Source organism: Pseudomonas sp. RC10-4-2, from assembly GCF_050433085.1.
Classification (GTDB): Bacteria; Pseudomonadota; Gammaproteobacteria; order Pseudomonadales; family Pseudomonadaceae; genus Pseudomonas; species Pseudomonas aeruginosa.
This window is the reverse complement of record NZ_JBNPXX010000008.1, coordinates 226,325-240,029: the sequence shown is the minus strand read 5'-3', so window position 1 is coordinate 240,029 and position 13,705 is coordinate 226,325. Positions and strand designations below refer to the sequence as shown.

Below are 13,705 nucleotides of genomic sequence, written 5' to 3'. Positions count from 1 at the left end.
GCGCCGCACAGTGCCGGCCCGGCCTCCCTTATCAACGACACAGGAATCCCTGCCTTGAGCGCTCTCCTCAAGCCCCTCGACAATCGCTTGTTCTGGCCCGCGGTCGCCATCGGCGGCCTGCTGATCCTCGCTTTCGTACTCTACCTCCAGCACGTGCGCGGCTTCGCGCCCTGCTCGCTATGCATCTTCATCCGCCTGGACGTGCTCGGCCTGGTGCTCGCCGGGATCGTCGGCAGCCTCGCCCCGCGTTCGCGGATCGCCGGCAGCATCGCCGCGCTGGGCATGCTCGCCGCCAGCCTGGGCGGGATCTACCACGCCTGGTCGCTGGTCGCGGAAGAGAGACTGGCTGCCCAGGGCATGGGCAGTTGCAAGATGTTCATGGGCTTCCCCGAATGGATACCGCTGGACACCTGGCTGCCGCAGGTCTTCCAGCCCGAGGGGCTGTGCGGCGAAGTGGTCTGGACCCTGCTCGGCCAGTCCATGGCGGTCTGGTCGCTGGCGCTGTTCGTGTTCTGCCTGCTGGTCCTGGCGGCCAAGCTGGCGTTCGGCCGCCGCACCGCCTGACAGCGCCGATATCCGTGCCGGCACAAGGAACGTGCTGGCCATTGGCTGGTCTACAATCGAGCTTTCTCAACCCGGATGAGTACCACCATGCCTCGATTCCTCAGAAATGCCCTCCTTCCCGTCCTCGCCCTGCTGCTCAGCGGCTGCGGCTACAACGCCATGCAGGCCGGCGACGAACAGGTGAAAGCCGCCTGGTCGGAAGTGCTCAACCAGTACCAGCGGCGCGCCGACCTGGTGCCCAACCTGGTCAGCACGGTGAAGGGCTATGCCTCCCATGAGGCGTCGGTCCTGACCCAGGTCACCGAGGCCCGGGCCAAGGTCGGCAGCGTGCAACTGAACGCCGACCAACTGGACGACGAGCAGGCCGTGCAGCGCTTCCAGAAGGCCCAGGGCGAACTGAGCTCGGCGCTTTCGCGCCTGCTGGTAGTCACCGAGAACTACCCGCAACTGAAGGCCGATGGCCTGTTCAAGGACCTGCTGACCCAACTGGAAGGCACCGAGAACCGCATCGCCGTCGCTCGCGGCCGCTACGTCAAGTCGGTACAGGAATACAACGTGCTGCTGCGCCAGTTCCCCGGCGTGATCACCGCCAAGCTGTTCGGCTACAAGCCCAAGGCGAACTTCAGCGTGGAAAACGAAGCGGCCATCTCCACCGCGCCGAAAGTCGATTTCGGCAACCCGCAACCGGCGCAGTAAGCCATGCGCCGGCTGCTACTGGGCGCCGGGCTGCTGCTCGCCAGCCTGGTCGCCTGGGCCGATGTGCCACCGATACCCGCGTTGACGGCGCGGGTCACCGACCTCACCGCGACCCTTTCCGGCGACCAGCGCCAGCACCTGGAGCAACAGCTCGCCGCCCTGGAAGCCAAGAGCGGCGCGCAGCTCGCGGTGCTGCTGGTCCCGACCACCGGCGACGATTCCATCGAGGAGTACGCGGTGCGTACCTTCGAGAAATGGAAGCTGGGCCAGAAGAAGGTCGACGACGGCGTCCTGCTGCTGGTGGCGAAGAACGACCGCACCCTGCGCATCGAGGTCGGCTACGGCCTGGAAGGGGCCATCACCGACGTCCAGGCCGGACGGATCATCAGCGAGCGGATCACGCCGCAGTTCCGCCAGGGCAATTTCTATGGCGGAATCCAGGCCGGCGTGGACAGCCTGGTGCAACTGATCGATGCCGAGAAGAACCCGGAAAGCGCTACCGCCAGCGCTCCCGTCGACGCCTTGCCGGCAGTTCCCGAGGCCACGCCGCCGCGGGCCCTGCCGCCACCGGTCGACGAGGGTGAGGTGTATGACAGCGCCCCGCCGGAGCCGAAAAAGAAGAGCGGCCTGAGCGGACAGCTCTGGGGCAACCCGGTCTACCTCGGTGTCTATGTGGCGGTCCTGCTCGCCGTGGCCCTACTCGGACGCCTGCTGCCGTTGCAGTGGATGCGGCGGCGCAGCATCGGCCGCTTCCTGCTTTGCAGCGCGGCGGTCGCCGGCCTGGCCTGGCTGTTGAGCATGGGCCTGTGGCAGAACGTCGACCGCGCGGCGGACGACAGTCTCGGCGTACTGGCCCCGACCCTGTTCATCTACGCCCTGTTCCTGCTTCCCGGCGAAGTGCTGATGGCCATCCTCAGCGCCATCCTCAATAGTCGCGGCGGCGGTGGGGGAGGCGGCAGCGGCGGTGGCAGCATCTTCCGCGGTGGCGGCGGCTCCAGCGGCGGCGGCGGCGCCTCCGGACGCTGGTGACGAAAAGCCCGAGGCCTGTGCCTCGGGCTTTTTTCATCGGTCGGCGACGGTTCTCGCCGATGCCGGAAGTCTTCGCGCAACGGGCGACGCCAGCCTTTCCCCGGCGTTATCCGGCAAACGACAGGGTAACTCGCCTCGTCAGGCGTATACCCAGAGCACCCTGACCGGCGCCTGGCTGCGGTTGGCATAGCGGCTGCGCATATGGCTGGGAATCTGGAAACCGTCGCCGGCCTGCAGGCGCAGCTCCTCGTCCTCCAGCCACAGGGTCAGCTCGCCTTCGAGCACGTAGCCGCCCTGCTCCGAGCTGTCCAGCAGGTCGCGCTCGCCGCTGTCGGCACCCGCTTCAAGGCAGGTTTCGAGCATGAAGAAGGCACCGCCAAGACGCGGCGACACCAGGTTGTCGCTGGCGCCACGAGCGTAGGCCAGGGTCCGACGCTCGCCCGGACGGGTCACCCAGGGCGAGGCCTGGGTCTTCGGCGAGCAGAAGAAGTAGGTCGCCGGCACCCCGAGCACCTGGCTGATGGCGACCAGGTCGTCCACCGCCGGCCGCGACAGGCCGCGCTCGACCTGGGAGACGAAGCCCACCGAACGGCGAATGCCGTCGGCCAGCGCCTGCAGGGTGATGCCCTTGCGCTTGCGCAATTCGCGCACCAGGCTGGCGATCTCCGCCAGGTCGTCGGCTACTTCGCTCATCTCGGCTCCGGGCCCTCTCAGAACAGGTCGCGCAAACGGTAATACGCTTTGCCCAGGGCTTCCAGCGGCGCGGCGAAGCGCTGGCCACCGGGAAACTTCGGATTGCGCAGACGCTGGTAGAGCGCCAGGGTCTCGTCGTCGCCGAGCAGCGCGTCGCTGACCGCCCTGGCCGCCGCCAGACTCGGCAGCACGCCGTGGCCGGAGTAGCCTTGCAGCCAGTAGCGGTTGCCCTGCCGGCCGATGTCCGGGGTGCGCCGCATGCTGCAGTCGATATGCCCGCCCCAGGCGTATTCCAGCGCCACCCCGCGCAACTGCGGGAACACCCGTTCGAGATAGGGCCGGGTGGCGGCGCGGATGTCGCTGGGCATGCCGCCCAGGTAGGTGCAGCCGCCGCCGAACAGCAGGCGGTGGTCCGGGGTCAGGCGGAAGTAGTCGAGGACGAACTGGTTGTCGGTCACGCAGCAGTTGCGCGGCAGCAACGACTTCGCCCGTTCCTCGCCGAGCGGCTCAGTGGCGACCTGATAGGTGCCCACCGGCAGCATCCGTTGCGACAGCTCGCTGTCCAGCCCGTCGATGTAGGCGTTGCAGGCCAGCACCAGCGCCGCGCAGCGGATCTCGCCGTGCTCGGTACGGACCCGGTAGCCGTCGCCCTCCTCGCGATAGTTCAGGGCCCGGGTCCGCTCGTGGATACGCCCGCCGGCGCGCTCGATGGCGGCGGCCAGGCCGAACGCCAGCTTGAGCGGATTCAGGTGTGCGGCGTGGGGATCGTAGAGACCGGCAAGGTAGCGCTCGCTGGCGATCCATTCGGGCAACTCGTCCTTCGCCACGAAGCGTAGCCCCTCGTAGCCCCAGCGACGGTTGGCCTCGGCCTGCCAGTCGTAGAGCAGGCCGACCCGGCGCGGCAGGATCGCCGTCCATAGGTGGCCGACCCGGTAGTCGCAGTCGAAGCCATGTCGCTGCGGCAACTCGCGCATCTCGCCGGCCGCCCAGAGCATGCCGTCCCAGAGACGGCGTGCGCCTTCGTAGCCGAGGTCGGCCTCCAGCGGCGGCAGGTCGCTGGACCAGCCGGGCAGCGCCTGCCCGCCGTTGCGCCCGGAGGCCGCCCAGGCGATCCGGCTGGCTTCGATGACGCATACCTGGCTCCCGCCTTCGACCAGCCGCAGCGCCGTGTGCAAGCCGCTGAAACCGGCGCCGACCACCAGCACCTCGCAGTCGAGGTCGCCCTCCAGGGACTGGCGCGGCTGGATCAGTTCGGGATTGACGGCGGCGTAGTAAGTGCCGACATGCTCGTTGGATTGCAGGAACATCGCGACCTCCGTGAAATTATATTGGTTATTTTTCATGAAAAATAACACTTAAAATTTCACGACACCAGTCCCGAGCATTCGCAAACGGCCGGCAGGATGCCGTCGCGCACCAGCAGAGGCAGAGGGGCAAATATTCGAAAGGAGGCGGGAAGCCCCCCGCCAGAGCGAAACTGGCGAGGGGAACAGACGTGCGGACGGCGCGGCTCGCGCCGCGGAGAAAAGGTGCACGACCACGGGCGGGGGCATGCCGGGCGTGCTGCGCCAGTGTCGGCGCCGACGGGAGCGGGCGACAGGTACGAATGCACCAGCCGCCCTGGTGCATTCGTACCCTCTTCGTTTATTTGCGCCCGTTGCCGTTGCGCGGCTCCGGCGCGAATCCGCGTTCGCGTGCCCAGACGATGGCCTCGCCACGGCTGTGGACATCGAGCTTGGCGTAGATGGTCGCCACGTGGTTGCGCACGGTGTTCGGCGCCAGGCCCAGTTCCTTGGCGATCTCCTTGTCCGCCAGGCCCTGGCAGATGAGGTCGAACACCTCGCGCTCGCGCGCAGTCAGGTCGGCCAGTTCGGCGCCGGTGCCCGGCGCGTTGGCGCGGCGAACGTTGGCGAGCTTTTCGATCAGGGTGCGGCTGAACCAGGAAGCGTCCTGCATCACCGTCTCGATGGCGTGCACCAGCTCCATTTCGGTGCGCCGCCGGTCGCTGATGTCCAGCAAGGCCACCAGCACGCAGTCCTGCTCGTTGAGGCTCACCGCCTCGGCCGAGACCAGGCAGTCCAGGCCGTTGCGATCCTTGTGCTGCAGGCGCAGCTGGACGTTGCGCACGCTGCCGCTCTGCGCCAGCAGCTCGCCCAGGCGCTCGGCGCCGCCGTCCTGCCACAGCCCGCAGGCGACGGTGGACTCGCCGAGCAGTTCCTCGGCCTGGTAGCCGAAGGTTTCGCTGAAGGCCTGGTTGATGTCCAGCACCTGCAGGTCGTCGCCGCACAGCACCAGGCTCGGCACCGGTGCCATGCGGAAGGCCTTGGCGAAGCGCTCCTCGCTCTTGCGCAGGGCCTCCTCGGCCTTCTTCCGCGGTTCGAGATCGGTGAAGGTGAAGAGCATGCAGGCCTCCTCGCCGACCTCTATCGGCTGCCCGGCGACCACCACGCACTTGCGTCCGCCCTCCGCCACCCGCAGGCTCGCCTCCATCTGCGGGATGGTCTCGCCGGCGCCCAGACGCTCCACCGCCAGTTCGCGGCGCTCGGCCTGGTCGAGTACGTCCAGCTCGTACACCGAACGGCCGATCACCTGGTCGCGGGCATAGCCGGTCATTTCCAGGAAACCGACATTGACCTTCACGTAGCGGTAGTCGCTGAGCCGGCAGATCACCGCCGGCGCCGGGTTGGCATTGAAGGTCTTCTCGAAGCGCTGCTCGGCGCTGGCCCACTCGGTGGCGTCGTGGAGGATCAGCACCAGGCAGTCGGGCTTGTCCTCGGGGGTGGTCAGCACCAACCCGCGCACGCGGTGCACCCAGCGGGTGTCCTCGTCGGCGGCGGGAAACACTTCCACCACCACGTCGCTGAAGCACTCGCCAGCCACCAGGCGCTCGGCCGGGTACTGCCCCTCCTGCAGCGGATGATTGTTGCGGTAGCGCAGGCGAAAGCGTTCGCGATACTCGCCGGTATCGGCGCCCAGGCCTTCCAGCGAATCGACGCCGTGCATCGCCAGGGCCGCCTCGTTGGCCCAGAGGATGCGCTGGTCCGGCTCGATCAGGATCACCCCTTCGGTAAGGCCGGCGATGATCTGCTGCAACTGGCGGCGGTCGGTCTGGGTACGCAGTACCTGGTCGTTCATGCTGTTCCTCTTGGATGGAGCGATTTTCCGGGGGCAGCAAGGATGCCCGCCCGCCCTGACCGCGCACGCGTGACGATTGCACTAGCGGTGCTAGTGCATTTGCATCGCGAAACGATAGCGGAGGCACCCCTACCCTGGCGATACAGGAAGCAATGTCCGGGCGGGAAGCCCAGACGCCGCGCCGGCCGGGAGGCTACGCCGCCCCTCGGTCCCGAGGTCGTCGACGCATCCACCCGACTCGCCCTGCACGAGAAGAAAGCCCCATCCCCTTGCATGAGCGACGCGATGAGCAAGAACAAGCACCCCGATCTCGGCGAGATCCAGCGCAGCCTGAACCAGGCGCTGGAAGGCTACGACTGCCAGTGCCGGATGCACTACGACGGCACCGTCAGTATCAATGTCGCCGCCCGAGAGCACGACGAAACCTTCACCTTCGTCGGCATCCAGCCCGGCGAGCTGGACAACCCCACCCGCCTGCACCTGTTCGCCGAAAGCCTGCGTCGCGACCTGGCACTACTGGAGCCCTGGTTGGGAAAGCACGCAGCCTAGAATAAAAAAAGCGCCCCACAGGACCAAAACGACGTCCGGAGGCGCATGCGAGGACAGAGGAATCTTTCTGGCGATCAGGCCCGGCGTGCGATCTCCGCCGGCCGATGCGCCAGGTAATCGAGCAACAGGAACAGCACCGGCGCCACCTCGCGGCAATGCGCGACACCCTGGCGGATCCTCCCGGCGCTCTGCACCGCCCCTTCCCGTTGCAGGTCCTGCGGGCAGGCATCGAGCAGCGCCTCGATGCTCTCCGCGGTGCTTTCCAGGTGACATTGCAGGCCGATAGCCTGCTCGTTCCAGATGAAGCCCTGGTTTGCGCAGGCAGCCGAACCATAGAGCGGCACGCTGCCGGCCGGCAGGTCGAAGGTCTCGCCGTGCCAGTGGAACGCCATCAGCCGTTCCGGCAGGCGCTCGCCCAGCGGCGAGCCCAGCGCCTGGCTGTACCTGTGCAGCGGCCACCAGCCGATCTCCGCCTGGCGTCCCGGGCGTACCGCAGCCCCCAGCGCCTGGGCCAGCAGCTGCGCGCCGAGGCAGATGCCGAGGACCTTCTTGCCGGCATCCAGCGCCGCGCGGATCAAACGCTTCTCCGCCACCAGCCAGGGATATTGCGCTTCGTCGTGGACGCTCATCGGCCCGCCCATCACCACCAGCAGGTCGAAGCTGTCCAGCGCAGGCAGGTGGGCGTCGGCGTAGAGGTAGCAGACGTGCTCGTGCTCGCAGTGGCGGCCGATCCAGTCGCCGATCCGCGCGCTGCCTTCGAAGGGAACGTGTTGCAATACCAGGGCGCGCATCAGGCCACCTCCTCGTGTCGGTTGGCGACCCGGGCCAGGGCCCGTTCCAGTCGCCGCAGCATTTCGTCGACGTTGGCCCGGCTCACCGTCAGCGCCGGGGAAAAACGCAGGCAGTGCGGCTGCGGCGCGTTGATCAGCAGGCCTTCGCCGAACGCCGCGCGAACCACCGCCGGCGCGCGCTGGCCGATCAGCGGCAGCCCCCAGAACAGTCCCTGGCCGCGCAGCGGACCATGCCCATAGCGACGCGCGACACGGGCCAGGCCATCGCGCAGGTGAGTGCCCTGCTCGCGCACCTGCTCCAGGAAACCCGGCTCCAGCACGGTATTCAGTACCGCCAGCCCGGCAGCGGTCATCAACGCGTTGCCGTGGTGGGTGCCAAGCTGGTCGCCCGGTTCGAAGCAGCAGGCGTTGCCACGCGCCAGCAGCGCCGACAGCGGCACCCCGGCGCCGAGGCCCTTGCCGAGGGTAACGATGTCGGCGCGTACCCCGTACAGTTCCTCCGCCAGCAGCGCGCCGCAGCGGCCGATGCCGGTCTGCACCTCGTCGAGGATCAACAGGACGCCACGCTGTCGGCACAGCCGCTCGATGCCACGCAGGTAGTCGAGGGTCGCCGGGATCACCCCGGCATCGCCCTGCACCGGCTCCAGCATCACCGCCACCGTCTCTTCGTCGATGGCCGCAGCCATCGCGTCGAGGTCGTTGAACGGCACCCTGGCGAATCCCTCCAGGCCATGCTGCGCCGGCTTGCCACAAGCCGTCAGGGTGCCCGAGGTACGTCCATGGATGCTGTTGACAGTGCTGACGATCCGTTGCGCGCCGCCGCGATGCAGGCGGCCCCACTTGCGCGCCAGGGCGATGGCCGCTTCGTTGGCCTCGGCGCCGCTGGTGAGGAAGTAGGCCTGGTCGCTGCCGGTCGCCAGGCACAGGCGCTGCGCCAATGCCAGCACCGGCCGGTTGAGCAGGCAGGGGCCGGCGCTGACCAGCTCCCGCGCCTGCCGGGCCAGGGCCTGGACCAGCACGCTGGGACTGTGGCCAAGGCAGTTCACCGCCAGGCCCTGGGTGAAGTCGAGGAAGGCGCGTCCGTCGCTGTCCCACAGCCACGAGCCCTGGCCACGGACGAACACCTGTTCGGGCCGTTCCTGGGTGCGCATCAGGCGCAGGCTATCCAGCGCATCAGCCATCTTTCAGTTCCTCGGTCATGTACTCCACCGCCAGCAGGCGCACGCCCTGTGGCCCCTGCTCCAGCAGCCGACGCTTTTCCCGGCGCGTTTCGAAGCGCAGTTCGAAGCCGTCGCCGGCGGGGAAGCGCTGGCGCATCAGCTCGCGCACCTCGGCAAAGCGCGCGGCGCTCACCGTCATGCTGGCCAACAGCCGGCCGGACTGGCTCAGGGTGATCAGGTAGTCGCTCAAGAGGCATGCTCCCGGTAATCCGACGGTCCGCGCAGGCGCGGCCCCCAGTCTTCCACCACGCCGCTGGACAGGCGTTTCGCCGCTGTCTTGCGCCAACGCTGGGATAGCGCGTCGCAGGCCATCATCTGGCGCAACCCGAGAGGCTCCAGGGGATCGCCGAAATACCACTGCAACAGGCGGGCGACGGTCAGTTCAGGGTAATGCCGCTGGACCAGCTTCAGCTCGTCCCCGGGAGTCACCATGCCGCTGCGCAGGACCCGATAGAACCAGCCGCAGCGGCCGCCGCTCTGCAATTCGTCGGGCAGCTCGGGAAGATTCCAGCGCTGGCCCTGGCGATAGCAGGGCGAACGCGGCTGGCTGACTTCCAGCAGGGCATCGCCCCAATGGAACTGGTCGCCGATGCAGACCTCGGCTTCGGTGATGCCGTAGGTCGAGATGTTCTCGCCGAACGCCGGCAGTTGCCAGCGGTTCAGCGGGTGGCGCTTGCGCCAGTAGCGGTAGTGCTCGGCGGGATAGTGATGAAGAGCGCGCTCGAGGCCGCCGTGGTGGCGGATGTCGGCCTGTTCGTCGCCGGGCAGGCCATCGTGGCCCAGCCAGAACTCCTGCTCGACCGGCAGTTTGTCGATCGCGCTGACCAATCCGCCCCAGGTTTCTTCGACTTTACCTATGAAAACACCGTTTACGACTATCTGCTCCATTGCTCCGCGACCACCCGATGTACCGCCAATGCAGCTAGACTATTGCCTCACGCGGGACCCACTCCATTTCGATTTTCCAGTTTCATCGATAAGAACAGCTTATGGATTTTCGCCAACTCCGCTATTTCGTCGCGCTCTACGAGGAAGGCCACGTCGGCCGCGCCGCCGAACGCCTGGCCCTGTCGCAACCGGCCCTCTCGCAGCAGATCCGCCAGTTGGAGCAGAACCTCGACGTCTCGCTGTTCCAGCGCAGCGGCAAGCGCCTGCTGCCGACCGTCGCCGCCCACACCCTGTACAACCATGCGGTACCGCTGCTGGAGGGATTGGAAAGGGCCCGCGAGGCGATGCGCGTATTCCGCGGGCAGACCCCGCGCAGCCTGGCGATCGGCGTGCTGCAGACGGTCAACGCCAGCCTGGTGCCGTACATGGTCGAACGCCTGCATGCCGCGCAGCCGCACCTGCGGGTGCAGATCTACGAACTGTCGGGAATCGACATCGAGCGGCGCCTGCTCACCGGTAACCTGGATATCGGCATCGGTTTCCTGCCGCCGCGCCAGCCGGGCCTGCACAGCGTCGAGCTGTACGAGGACGAATTGCAGCTGGTGATCCCCGAGGAACACCCGTTGAAGGAATTCAGGAAGGTGTCCCTGGCCCAGGCCGCGGAGTTGCCGATGCTGCTGCTCGGCGAGGAGTTCCGTGCGCGCCAGATCTGGCAGGAGCAACTCGCCGCGATCGGCCGGCGGCCGCGGGTGCAGGCGGAACTGAACCACATGAGCGGGATTCTCGACAGCCTGCCGCAGACCCGCTTCGCCACCGTTCTACCGGGCAAGGCACGGCAGATGCACTCGAACCAGCGGCTGCTGTGGAAACCGCTCAGCGAACCGCGCATCCCGCTGAAGGTCGGCCTGGTCTACCGCGACGCGCAACGCCAGCACGCCAGCGTCGAGCTGCTGCGCTCGCTGCTGGAAGGCGTGGTCTGAGCGACGCGGTTTTCCTCGGGCAATAAAAAACCCCGCCTTTTGGGCGGGGTTTTGCAGACCTCTATCCTGACATCCGTGCTACGCCACCATCCATGGTGGATTCCCTGAGTTTCCGTATTGTCTTTGGCGCTTCCTGCGCAATGTCCTGACGGTTTGAAGATTACGCATCTCCGCGAGGGGGAGAAAGCAGCCAAAACCACCGCCGTTTGTAAGCCTTGGCTTACACGCTGTAATAGTTCCGCTCGCCGGACCGACGGCAACACCCAGCCGCCGGGAGCTTGCCGTGCGTCAAGATGATCTGCGCCGGGCCCGCTACAGTGGCCAGTCCCCTCATCATCGCGAGCCTTCCCAGCATGGAATTCCAGCGCGTCCACCAGCAGTTGCTGCAAAGCCACCACCTGTTCGAACCGCTTTCTCCCGTCCAGCTCCAGGAACTGCTCGCCAGCAGCGACCTGGTCAACCTCGACAAGGGCGCCTACGTGTTCCGCCAGGGCGAGCCGGCGCACGCCTTCTACTACCTGATTTCCGGCTGCGTGAAGATCTACCGGCTGACCCCGGAAGGCCAGGAGAAGATTCTCGAAGTGACCAACGAACGCAACACCTTCGCCGAGGCGATGATGTTCATGGACACCCCGAACTACGTGGCCACCGCCCAGGCCGTGGTGCCCAGCCAGCTGTTCCGTTTCTCCAACAAGGCCTACCTGCGCCAGTTGCAGGACAACACCCCGTTGGCCCTGGCCCTGCTGGCCAAGCTCAGCACTCGCCTGCACCAGCGCATCGACGAGATCGAGACGCTTTCCCTGAAGAACGCCACCCACCGCGTGGTGCGCTACCTGCTGACCCTCGCCGCCCACGCGCCGGGGGAGAACTGCCGGGTGGAAATCCCGGTGGCCAAGCAACTGGTGGCCGGTCACCTGTCGATCCAGCCGGAAACCTTCTCGCGAATCATGCACCGCCTCGGCGACGAGGGCATCATCCGCCTCGACGGCCGCGAAATCAGCATCCTCGACCGCGAACGCCTGGAGTGCTTCGAGTGAACAGCGCCGCCGCTTGATCGCGGTCAAGCGCGCCACGGCCCGTCCGCCGGCAAGCTGGCGGGGTCGAGCCCGCGAGAACGCCCATGCGCCAATGCCTGTATTGCCTCCATGAAACCGAAGGCGCGGAAAGCGCCTGCGAACAGTGCGGCATGCCGCTGCCCAGCGCTTCCCAGCACCAGCTCCAGGGTCGCCGGCAGCGGCGCTTCGCCTGGTTCTGCGTCGGGCTGGCGCTGTTCTGCCTGGGCATGATGCTCTGGCTGCCTCGCGATGTTCCCTGAGGCCTCTCAGCGGCGCAGGCGCCGATAGAGCTGGAGCAGGCGCTCGGGCAACTGCCCGGCGCGCTCGACCAGCGCGAAGCCGTCGGCGCCGAACAGGTAGGGCAGGTAGTCCGCCGCCTCCTTGTCGATGGTGATGCAGAACGGCACCAGTCCCTGGCTGCGCGCCTCGATCACCGCCTGGCGGGTGTCCTCGATGCCGTAGCGGCCCTCGTAGCGGTCCAGGTCGTTGGGCTTGCCGTCGCTCAACAGCAACAGCAGGCGACGCTTCTGCGGCTGCCCGCCGAGCACCTGGCTGGCCCGGCGGATCGCCGCGCCCATCCGCGTGTAGTAGCCCGGCGAGAGCGCCAGCACGCGACCGCGGACCTCGCCGCCGTAGCCTTCGTCGAAGTCCTTCAGCACCTGCCAGCGCACCTGCTGCCGGCGCACCGAGGAAAACCCGTACAGCGCGAAGGGGTCGCCCAGCGCCTGCAACGCCTCGCCGAACAGCAGCAGGCTGTCGACGATGCTGTCGATCACCCGCCGCTGGTCGTCGAGGTAGGCTTCGGTGGACATCGACAGGTCCGCCAGCAACAGGCAGGCGAGGTCGCGCCGGCGCGGCCGCTGTTCGAGGAACAGGCCTGGCTGGGTGGAACCGCCGCGGCGCCGCTCGACCTGGAAGTCGAGCCAGGCATCGAGGTCGATCTCGTCGCCCTGCGGCTGCTGGCGCAGGCGTTGGCGGCCGTCGCGCAGGCAGGCGAACTGGCGGCGCAGATGCAGCGCGGTCTTCTCCAGGTGCGCCGGCAGGCTGGCGCTGGTCGCGCCGCGCGGCCGCATCGGTTGCAGCAGCACGTGGTCGCTCAGCAGGCGCTGCTGCCGATAGTCCCACTCGGGCAGCTTCAGCCCGGGGCCGAGCGGCAGGTCGTCGTAGTCGGCGGCCGGCAGGTCGAGGTCAAGGCGCAGGCCGCCGCCCTTCTGCGTGCGCTGGCGCGACAGCGACAGGTAGTCGAGGTCTTCGGCGACGCGCGCGCCGTCCGGGTCGTCCTCGTCGTCGCTACAGCGGTCCAGGGCCAGGTGCTCCGACCAACTGAGCAGGCTTTCCAGGCGGAACAGCAGCAGGTTGCGTTCGCTGTCGCGTTCCTCGACACGCTCGGCGCGCTTGCGCGCTCCGCTGCGGGCGACCTGGCGCTTGCCGGCGCCGGCGGCCGCTTCCTCGCCGTCCTCCGCGCTGGCGGAAGGCGTCCAGCGCTCGCCGGGATACAGCCACAGCGGCACCGGCCAGGGCGCCCGCTCGACTCGCGGGAAGCGCTCGACGCTGCCCGGCTCGGCAAGCGCGCGGCGCAGGGCGATTTCCAGTTCGGCGTCTGCCGCCGGGCAATCGTCCAGCGACGGGCGCTGGCGCAGATGCGCGGCGACCAGCCGGGCGTAGCGCGGGCGCAGCGCCGGATAGGCGTCGAGCAACTGCCGCGCCCAGCGCTGGTTGTCCTGGGCCCAGTGCCGCAGCGGCCCGGCGCTGGCCGCCAGCAGCGCCAGCCAGCGATACAGTTCACGGTTCAGCTCGGCCTGCGGATAGACCGCGAGGGATTCCGGCAGGCGCAGGCTGTCGCCGTTGAACCAGGACACCGGGGCCTGCTCGCAGGTCCCGGCGACCCGCTGCAACCAGGTGCGGCGTAGCAGCAGGCGGCGCGCCGGGGTCGCCTCGAGGGCTACCCCCGGTGCGCCGCCGAGCGCCCGGAAGAGCATGCCGAGCGGACGCCGCATGCTCTCCAGGGTCACCCGCGCCGCCTCGAACTCGCCGCTGGCATGGCGGGTGATGAAGCGGTGCCAGTGGGCGCCGACCCATTCCTCCAGCTCGACGGCGAAGGCCAT

The 13,705-nt window shown here is 68.0% G+C and carries 15 protein-coding genes; 7 read left to right on the top strand and 8 right to left on the bottom strand.

Features of this window, described 5'->3' with window-relative positions; genetic code table 11:
• Positions 1 to 54: 54 nt before the first annotated feature.
• The 3 genes from FHW81_RS28875 to FHW81_RS28865 all read left to right on the top strand — a co-directional run bounded on the left by FHW81_RS28875 (position 55) and on the right by FHW81_RS28865 (position 2,289).
• Complete coding sequence (locus FHW81_RS28875; protein ID WP_031772098.1) at positions 55 to 564, top strand: disulfide bond formation protein B; 510 nt, start codon at positions 55 to 57, stop codon at positions 562 to 564.
• A gap of 87 nt (positions 565 to 651) precedes the next feature.
• Positions 652 to 1,260, top strand: coding sequence for a LemA family protein (locus tag FHW81_RS28870; protein WP_003084923.1), 609 nt, complete (start codon positions 652 to 654; stop codon positions 1,258 to 1,260).
• Positions 1,261 to 1,263: 3 nt separating this feature from the next.
• Positions 1,264 to 2,289: a TPM domain-containing protein gene (locus tag FHW81_RS28865; protein ID WP_004352197.1), complete on the top strand. Its 1,026-nt coding sequence runs from the start codon at positions 1,264 to 1,266 to the stop codon at positions 2,287 to 2,289.
• Positions 2,290 to 2,427: 138 nt separating this feature from the next.
• Here FHW81_RS28865 and FHW81_RS28860 read toward each other — a convergent pair whose 3' ends face one another.
• The 3 genes from FHW81_RS28860 to FHW81_RS28850 form a co-directional block, all read right to left on the bottom strand.
• Positions 2,428 to 2,982 (bottom strand): helix-turn-helix domain-containing protein, encoded by a 555-nt coding sequence (locus tag FHW81_RS28860; protein WP_003084911.1) that lies wholly within the window; start codon positions 2,980 to 2,982, stop codon positions 2,428 to 2,430.
• Positions 2,983 to 2,999: 17 nt separating this feature from the next.
• Entirely contained in the window at positions 3,000 to 4,289 is a 1,290-nt protein-coding gene (locus FHW81_RS28855; protein ID WP_023119542.1) for an NAD(P)/FAD-dependent oxidoreductase, read from the bottom strand.
• Positions 4,290 to 4,626: 337 nt separating this feature from the next.
• Complete coding sequence (locus FHW81_RS28850) at positions 4,627 to 6,117, bottom strand: helix-turn-helix transcriptional regulator (protein ID WP_003121801.1); 1,491 nt, start codon at positions 6,115 to 6,117, stop codon at positions 4,627 to 4,629.
• A 285-nt stretch (positions 6,118 to 6,402) separates the two neighbouring features.
• Between FHW81_RS28850 and FHW81_RS28845 the strand changes: the two genes are divergently transcribed.
• Positions 6,403 to 6,666, top strand: a complete 264-nt coding sequence (locus FHW81_RS28845; RefSeq protein ID WP_003084903.1) for a hypothetical protein — start codon at positions 6,403 to 6,405, stop codon at positions 6,664 to 6,666.
• 74 nt (positions 6,667 to 6,740) lie between these two features.
• Here the strand turns inward: FHW81_RS28845 and FHW81_RS28840 are convergent, their stop codons facing one another.
• The 4 genes from FHW81_RS28840 to FHW81_RS28825 are packed head-to-tail and all read right to left on the bottom strand — an operon-like array spanning position 6,741 to position 9,565.
• Positions 6,741 to 7,457: a type 1 glutamine amidotransferase gene (locus FHW81_RS28840; protein ID WP_003084901.1), complete on the bottom strand. Its 717-nt coding sequence runs from the start codon at positions 7,455 to 7,457 to the stop codon at positions 6,741 to 6,743.
• Positions 7,457 to 8,638 carry an aspartate aminotransferase family protein gene (locus FHW81_RS28835; RefSeq protein WP_003160863.1) on the bottom strand — a complete coding sequence of 394 codons (1,182 nt, stop codon included), beginning with the start codon at positions 8,636 to 8,638 and terminating at the stop codon, positions 7,457 to 7,459. Before FHW81_RS28835 ends, FHW81_RS28840 begins: the two co-directional genes overlap by 1 nt.
• The gene (locus FHW81_RS28830; protein ID WP_003113233.1) at positions 8,631 to 8,867 is read right to left on the bottom strand and encodes a hypothetical protein; all 237 of its coding nucleotides are present in this window, start codon (positions 8,865 to 8,867) and stop codon (positions 8,631 to 8,633) included. The genes FHW81_RS28835 and FHW81_RS28830 overlap by 8 nt, the downstream gene beginning before the upstream one ends.
• Positions 8,864 to 9,565, bottom strand: a complete 702-nt coding sequence (locus tag FHW81_RS28825; protein WP_003084895.1) for an MOSC domain-containing protein — start codon at positions 9,563 to 9,565, stop codon at positions 8,864 to 8,866. The genes FHW81_RS28830 and FHW81_RS28825 overlap by 4 nt, the downstream gene beginning before the upstream one ends.
• A gap of 101 nt (positions 9,566 to 9,666) precedes the next feature.
• On the opposite strand from FHW81_RS28825, the gene FHW81_RS28820 reads away from it, so the two are divergent.
• The 3 genes from FHW81_RS28820 to FHW81_RS28810 all read left to right on the top strand — a co-directional run bounded on the left by FHW81_RS28820 (position 9,667) and on the right by FHW81_RS28810 (position 11,860).
• On the top strand, positions 9,667 to 10,545 hold the full coding sequence (locus FHW81_RS28820) for a LysR family transcriptional regulator (protein ID WP_003084893.1): 879 nt from the start codon (positions 9,667 to 9,669) through the stop codon (positions 10,543 to 10,545).
• A 353-nt stretch (positions 10,546 to 10,898) separates the two neighbouring features.
• Positions 10,899 to 11,582, top strand: a complete 684-nt coding sequence (gene dnr, locus FHW81_RS28815; RefSeq protein ID WP_003084891.1) for a transcriptional regulator Dnr — start codon at positions 10,899 to 10,901, stop codon at positions 11,580 to 11,582.
• Between the two features lie 83 nt (positions 11,583 to 11,665).
• Complete coding sequence (locus FHW81_RS28810; protein ID WP_023091428.1) at positions 11,666 to 11,860, top strand: hypothetical protein; 195 nt, start codon at positions 11,666 to 11,668, stop codon at positions 11,858 to 11,860.
• A gap of 6 nt (positions 11,861 to 11,866) precedes the next feature.
• Here FHW81_RS28810 and FHW81_RS28805 read toward each other — a convergent pair whose 3' ends face one another.
• Positions 11,867 to 13,705, bottom strand: a complete 1,839-nt coding sequence (locus tag FHW81_RS28805) for a nitric oxide reductase activation protein NorD (protein ID WP_003117939.1) — start codon at positions 13,703 to 13,705, stop codon at positions 11,867 to 11,869.

Bases quoted from the DNA above. Each gene is read 5' to 3' on its own strand.
- FHW81_RS28810 (WP_023091428.1), top strand. From the start codon at position 11,666: ATGCGCCAATGCCTGTATTGCCTCCATGAAACCGAAGGCGCGGAAAGC.
- FHW81_RS28840 (WP_003084901.1), bottom strand. From the start codon at position 7,457: ATGCGCGCCCTGGTATTGCAACACGTTCCCTTCGAAGGCAGCGCGCGG.
- FHW81_RS28855 (WP_023119542.1), bottom strand. From the start codon at position 4,289: ATGTTCCTGCAATCCAACGAGCATGTCGGCACTTACTACGCCGCCGTC.
- FHW81_RS28860 (WP_003084911.1), bottom strand. From the start codon at position 2,982: ATGAGCGAAGTAGCCGACGACCTGGCGGAGATCGCCAGCCTGGTGCGC.
- FHW81_RS28805 (WP_003117939.1), bottom strand. From the start codon at position 13,705: ATGGCCTTCGCCGTCGAGCTGGAGGAATGGGTCGGCGCCCACTGGCAC.
- FHW81_RS28850 (WP_003121801.1), bottom strand. From the start codon at position 6,117: ATGAACGACCAGGTACTGCGTACCCAGACCGACCGCCGCCAGTTGCAG.
- FHW81_RS28820 (WP_003084893.1), top strand. From the start codon at position 9,667: ATGGATTTTCGCCAACTCCGCTATTTCGTCGCGCTCTACGAGGAAGGC.
- FHW81_RS28845 (WP_003084903.1), top strand. From the start codon at position 6,403: ATGAGCAAGAACAAGCACCCCGATCTCGGCGAGATCCAGCGCAGCCTG.
- FHW81_RS28835 (WP_003160863.1), bottom strand. From the start codon at position 8,638: ATGGCTGATGCGCTGGATAGCCTGCGCCTGATGCGCACCCAGGAACGG.
- FHW81_RS28870 (WP_003084923.1), top strand. From the start codon at position 652: ATGCCTCGATTCCTCAGAAATGCCCTCCTTCCCGTCCTCGCCCTGCTG.
- FHW81_RS28865 (WP_004352197.1), top strand. From the start codon at position 1,264: ATGCGCCGGCTGCTACTGGGCGCCGGGCTGCTGCTCGCCAGCCTGGTC.
- dnr (WP_003084891.1), top strand. From the start codon at position 10,899: ATGGAATTCCAGCGCGTCCACCAGCAGTTGCTGCAAAGCCACCACCTG.
- FHW81_RS28825 (WP_003084895.1), bottom strand. From the start codon at position 9,565: ATGGAGCAGATAGTCGTAAACGGTGTTTTCATAGGTAAAGTCGAAGAA.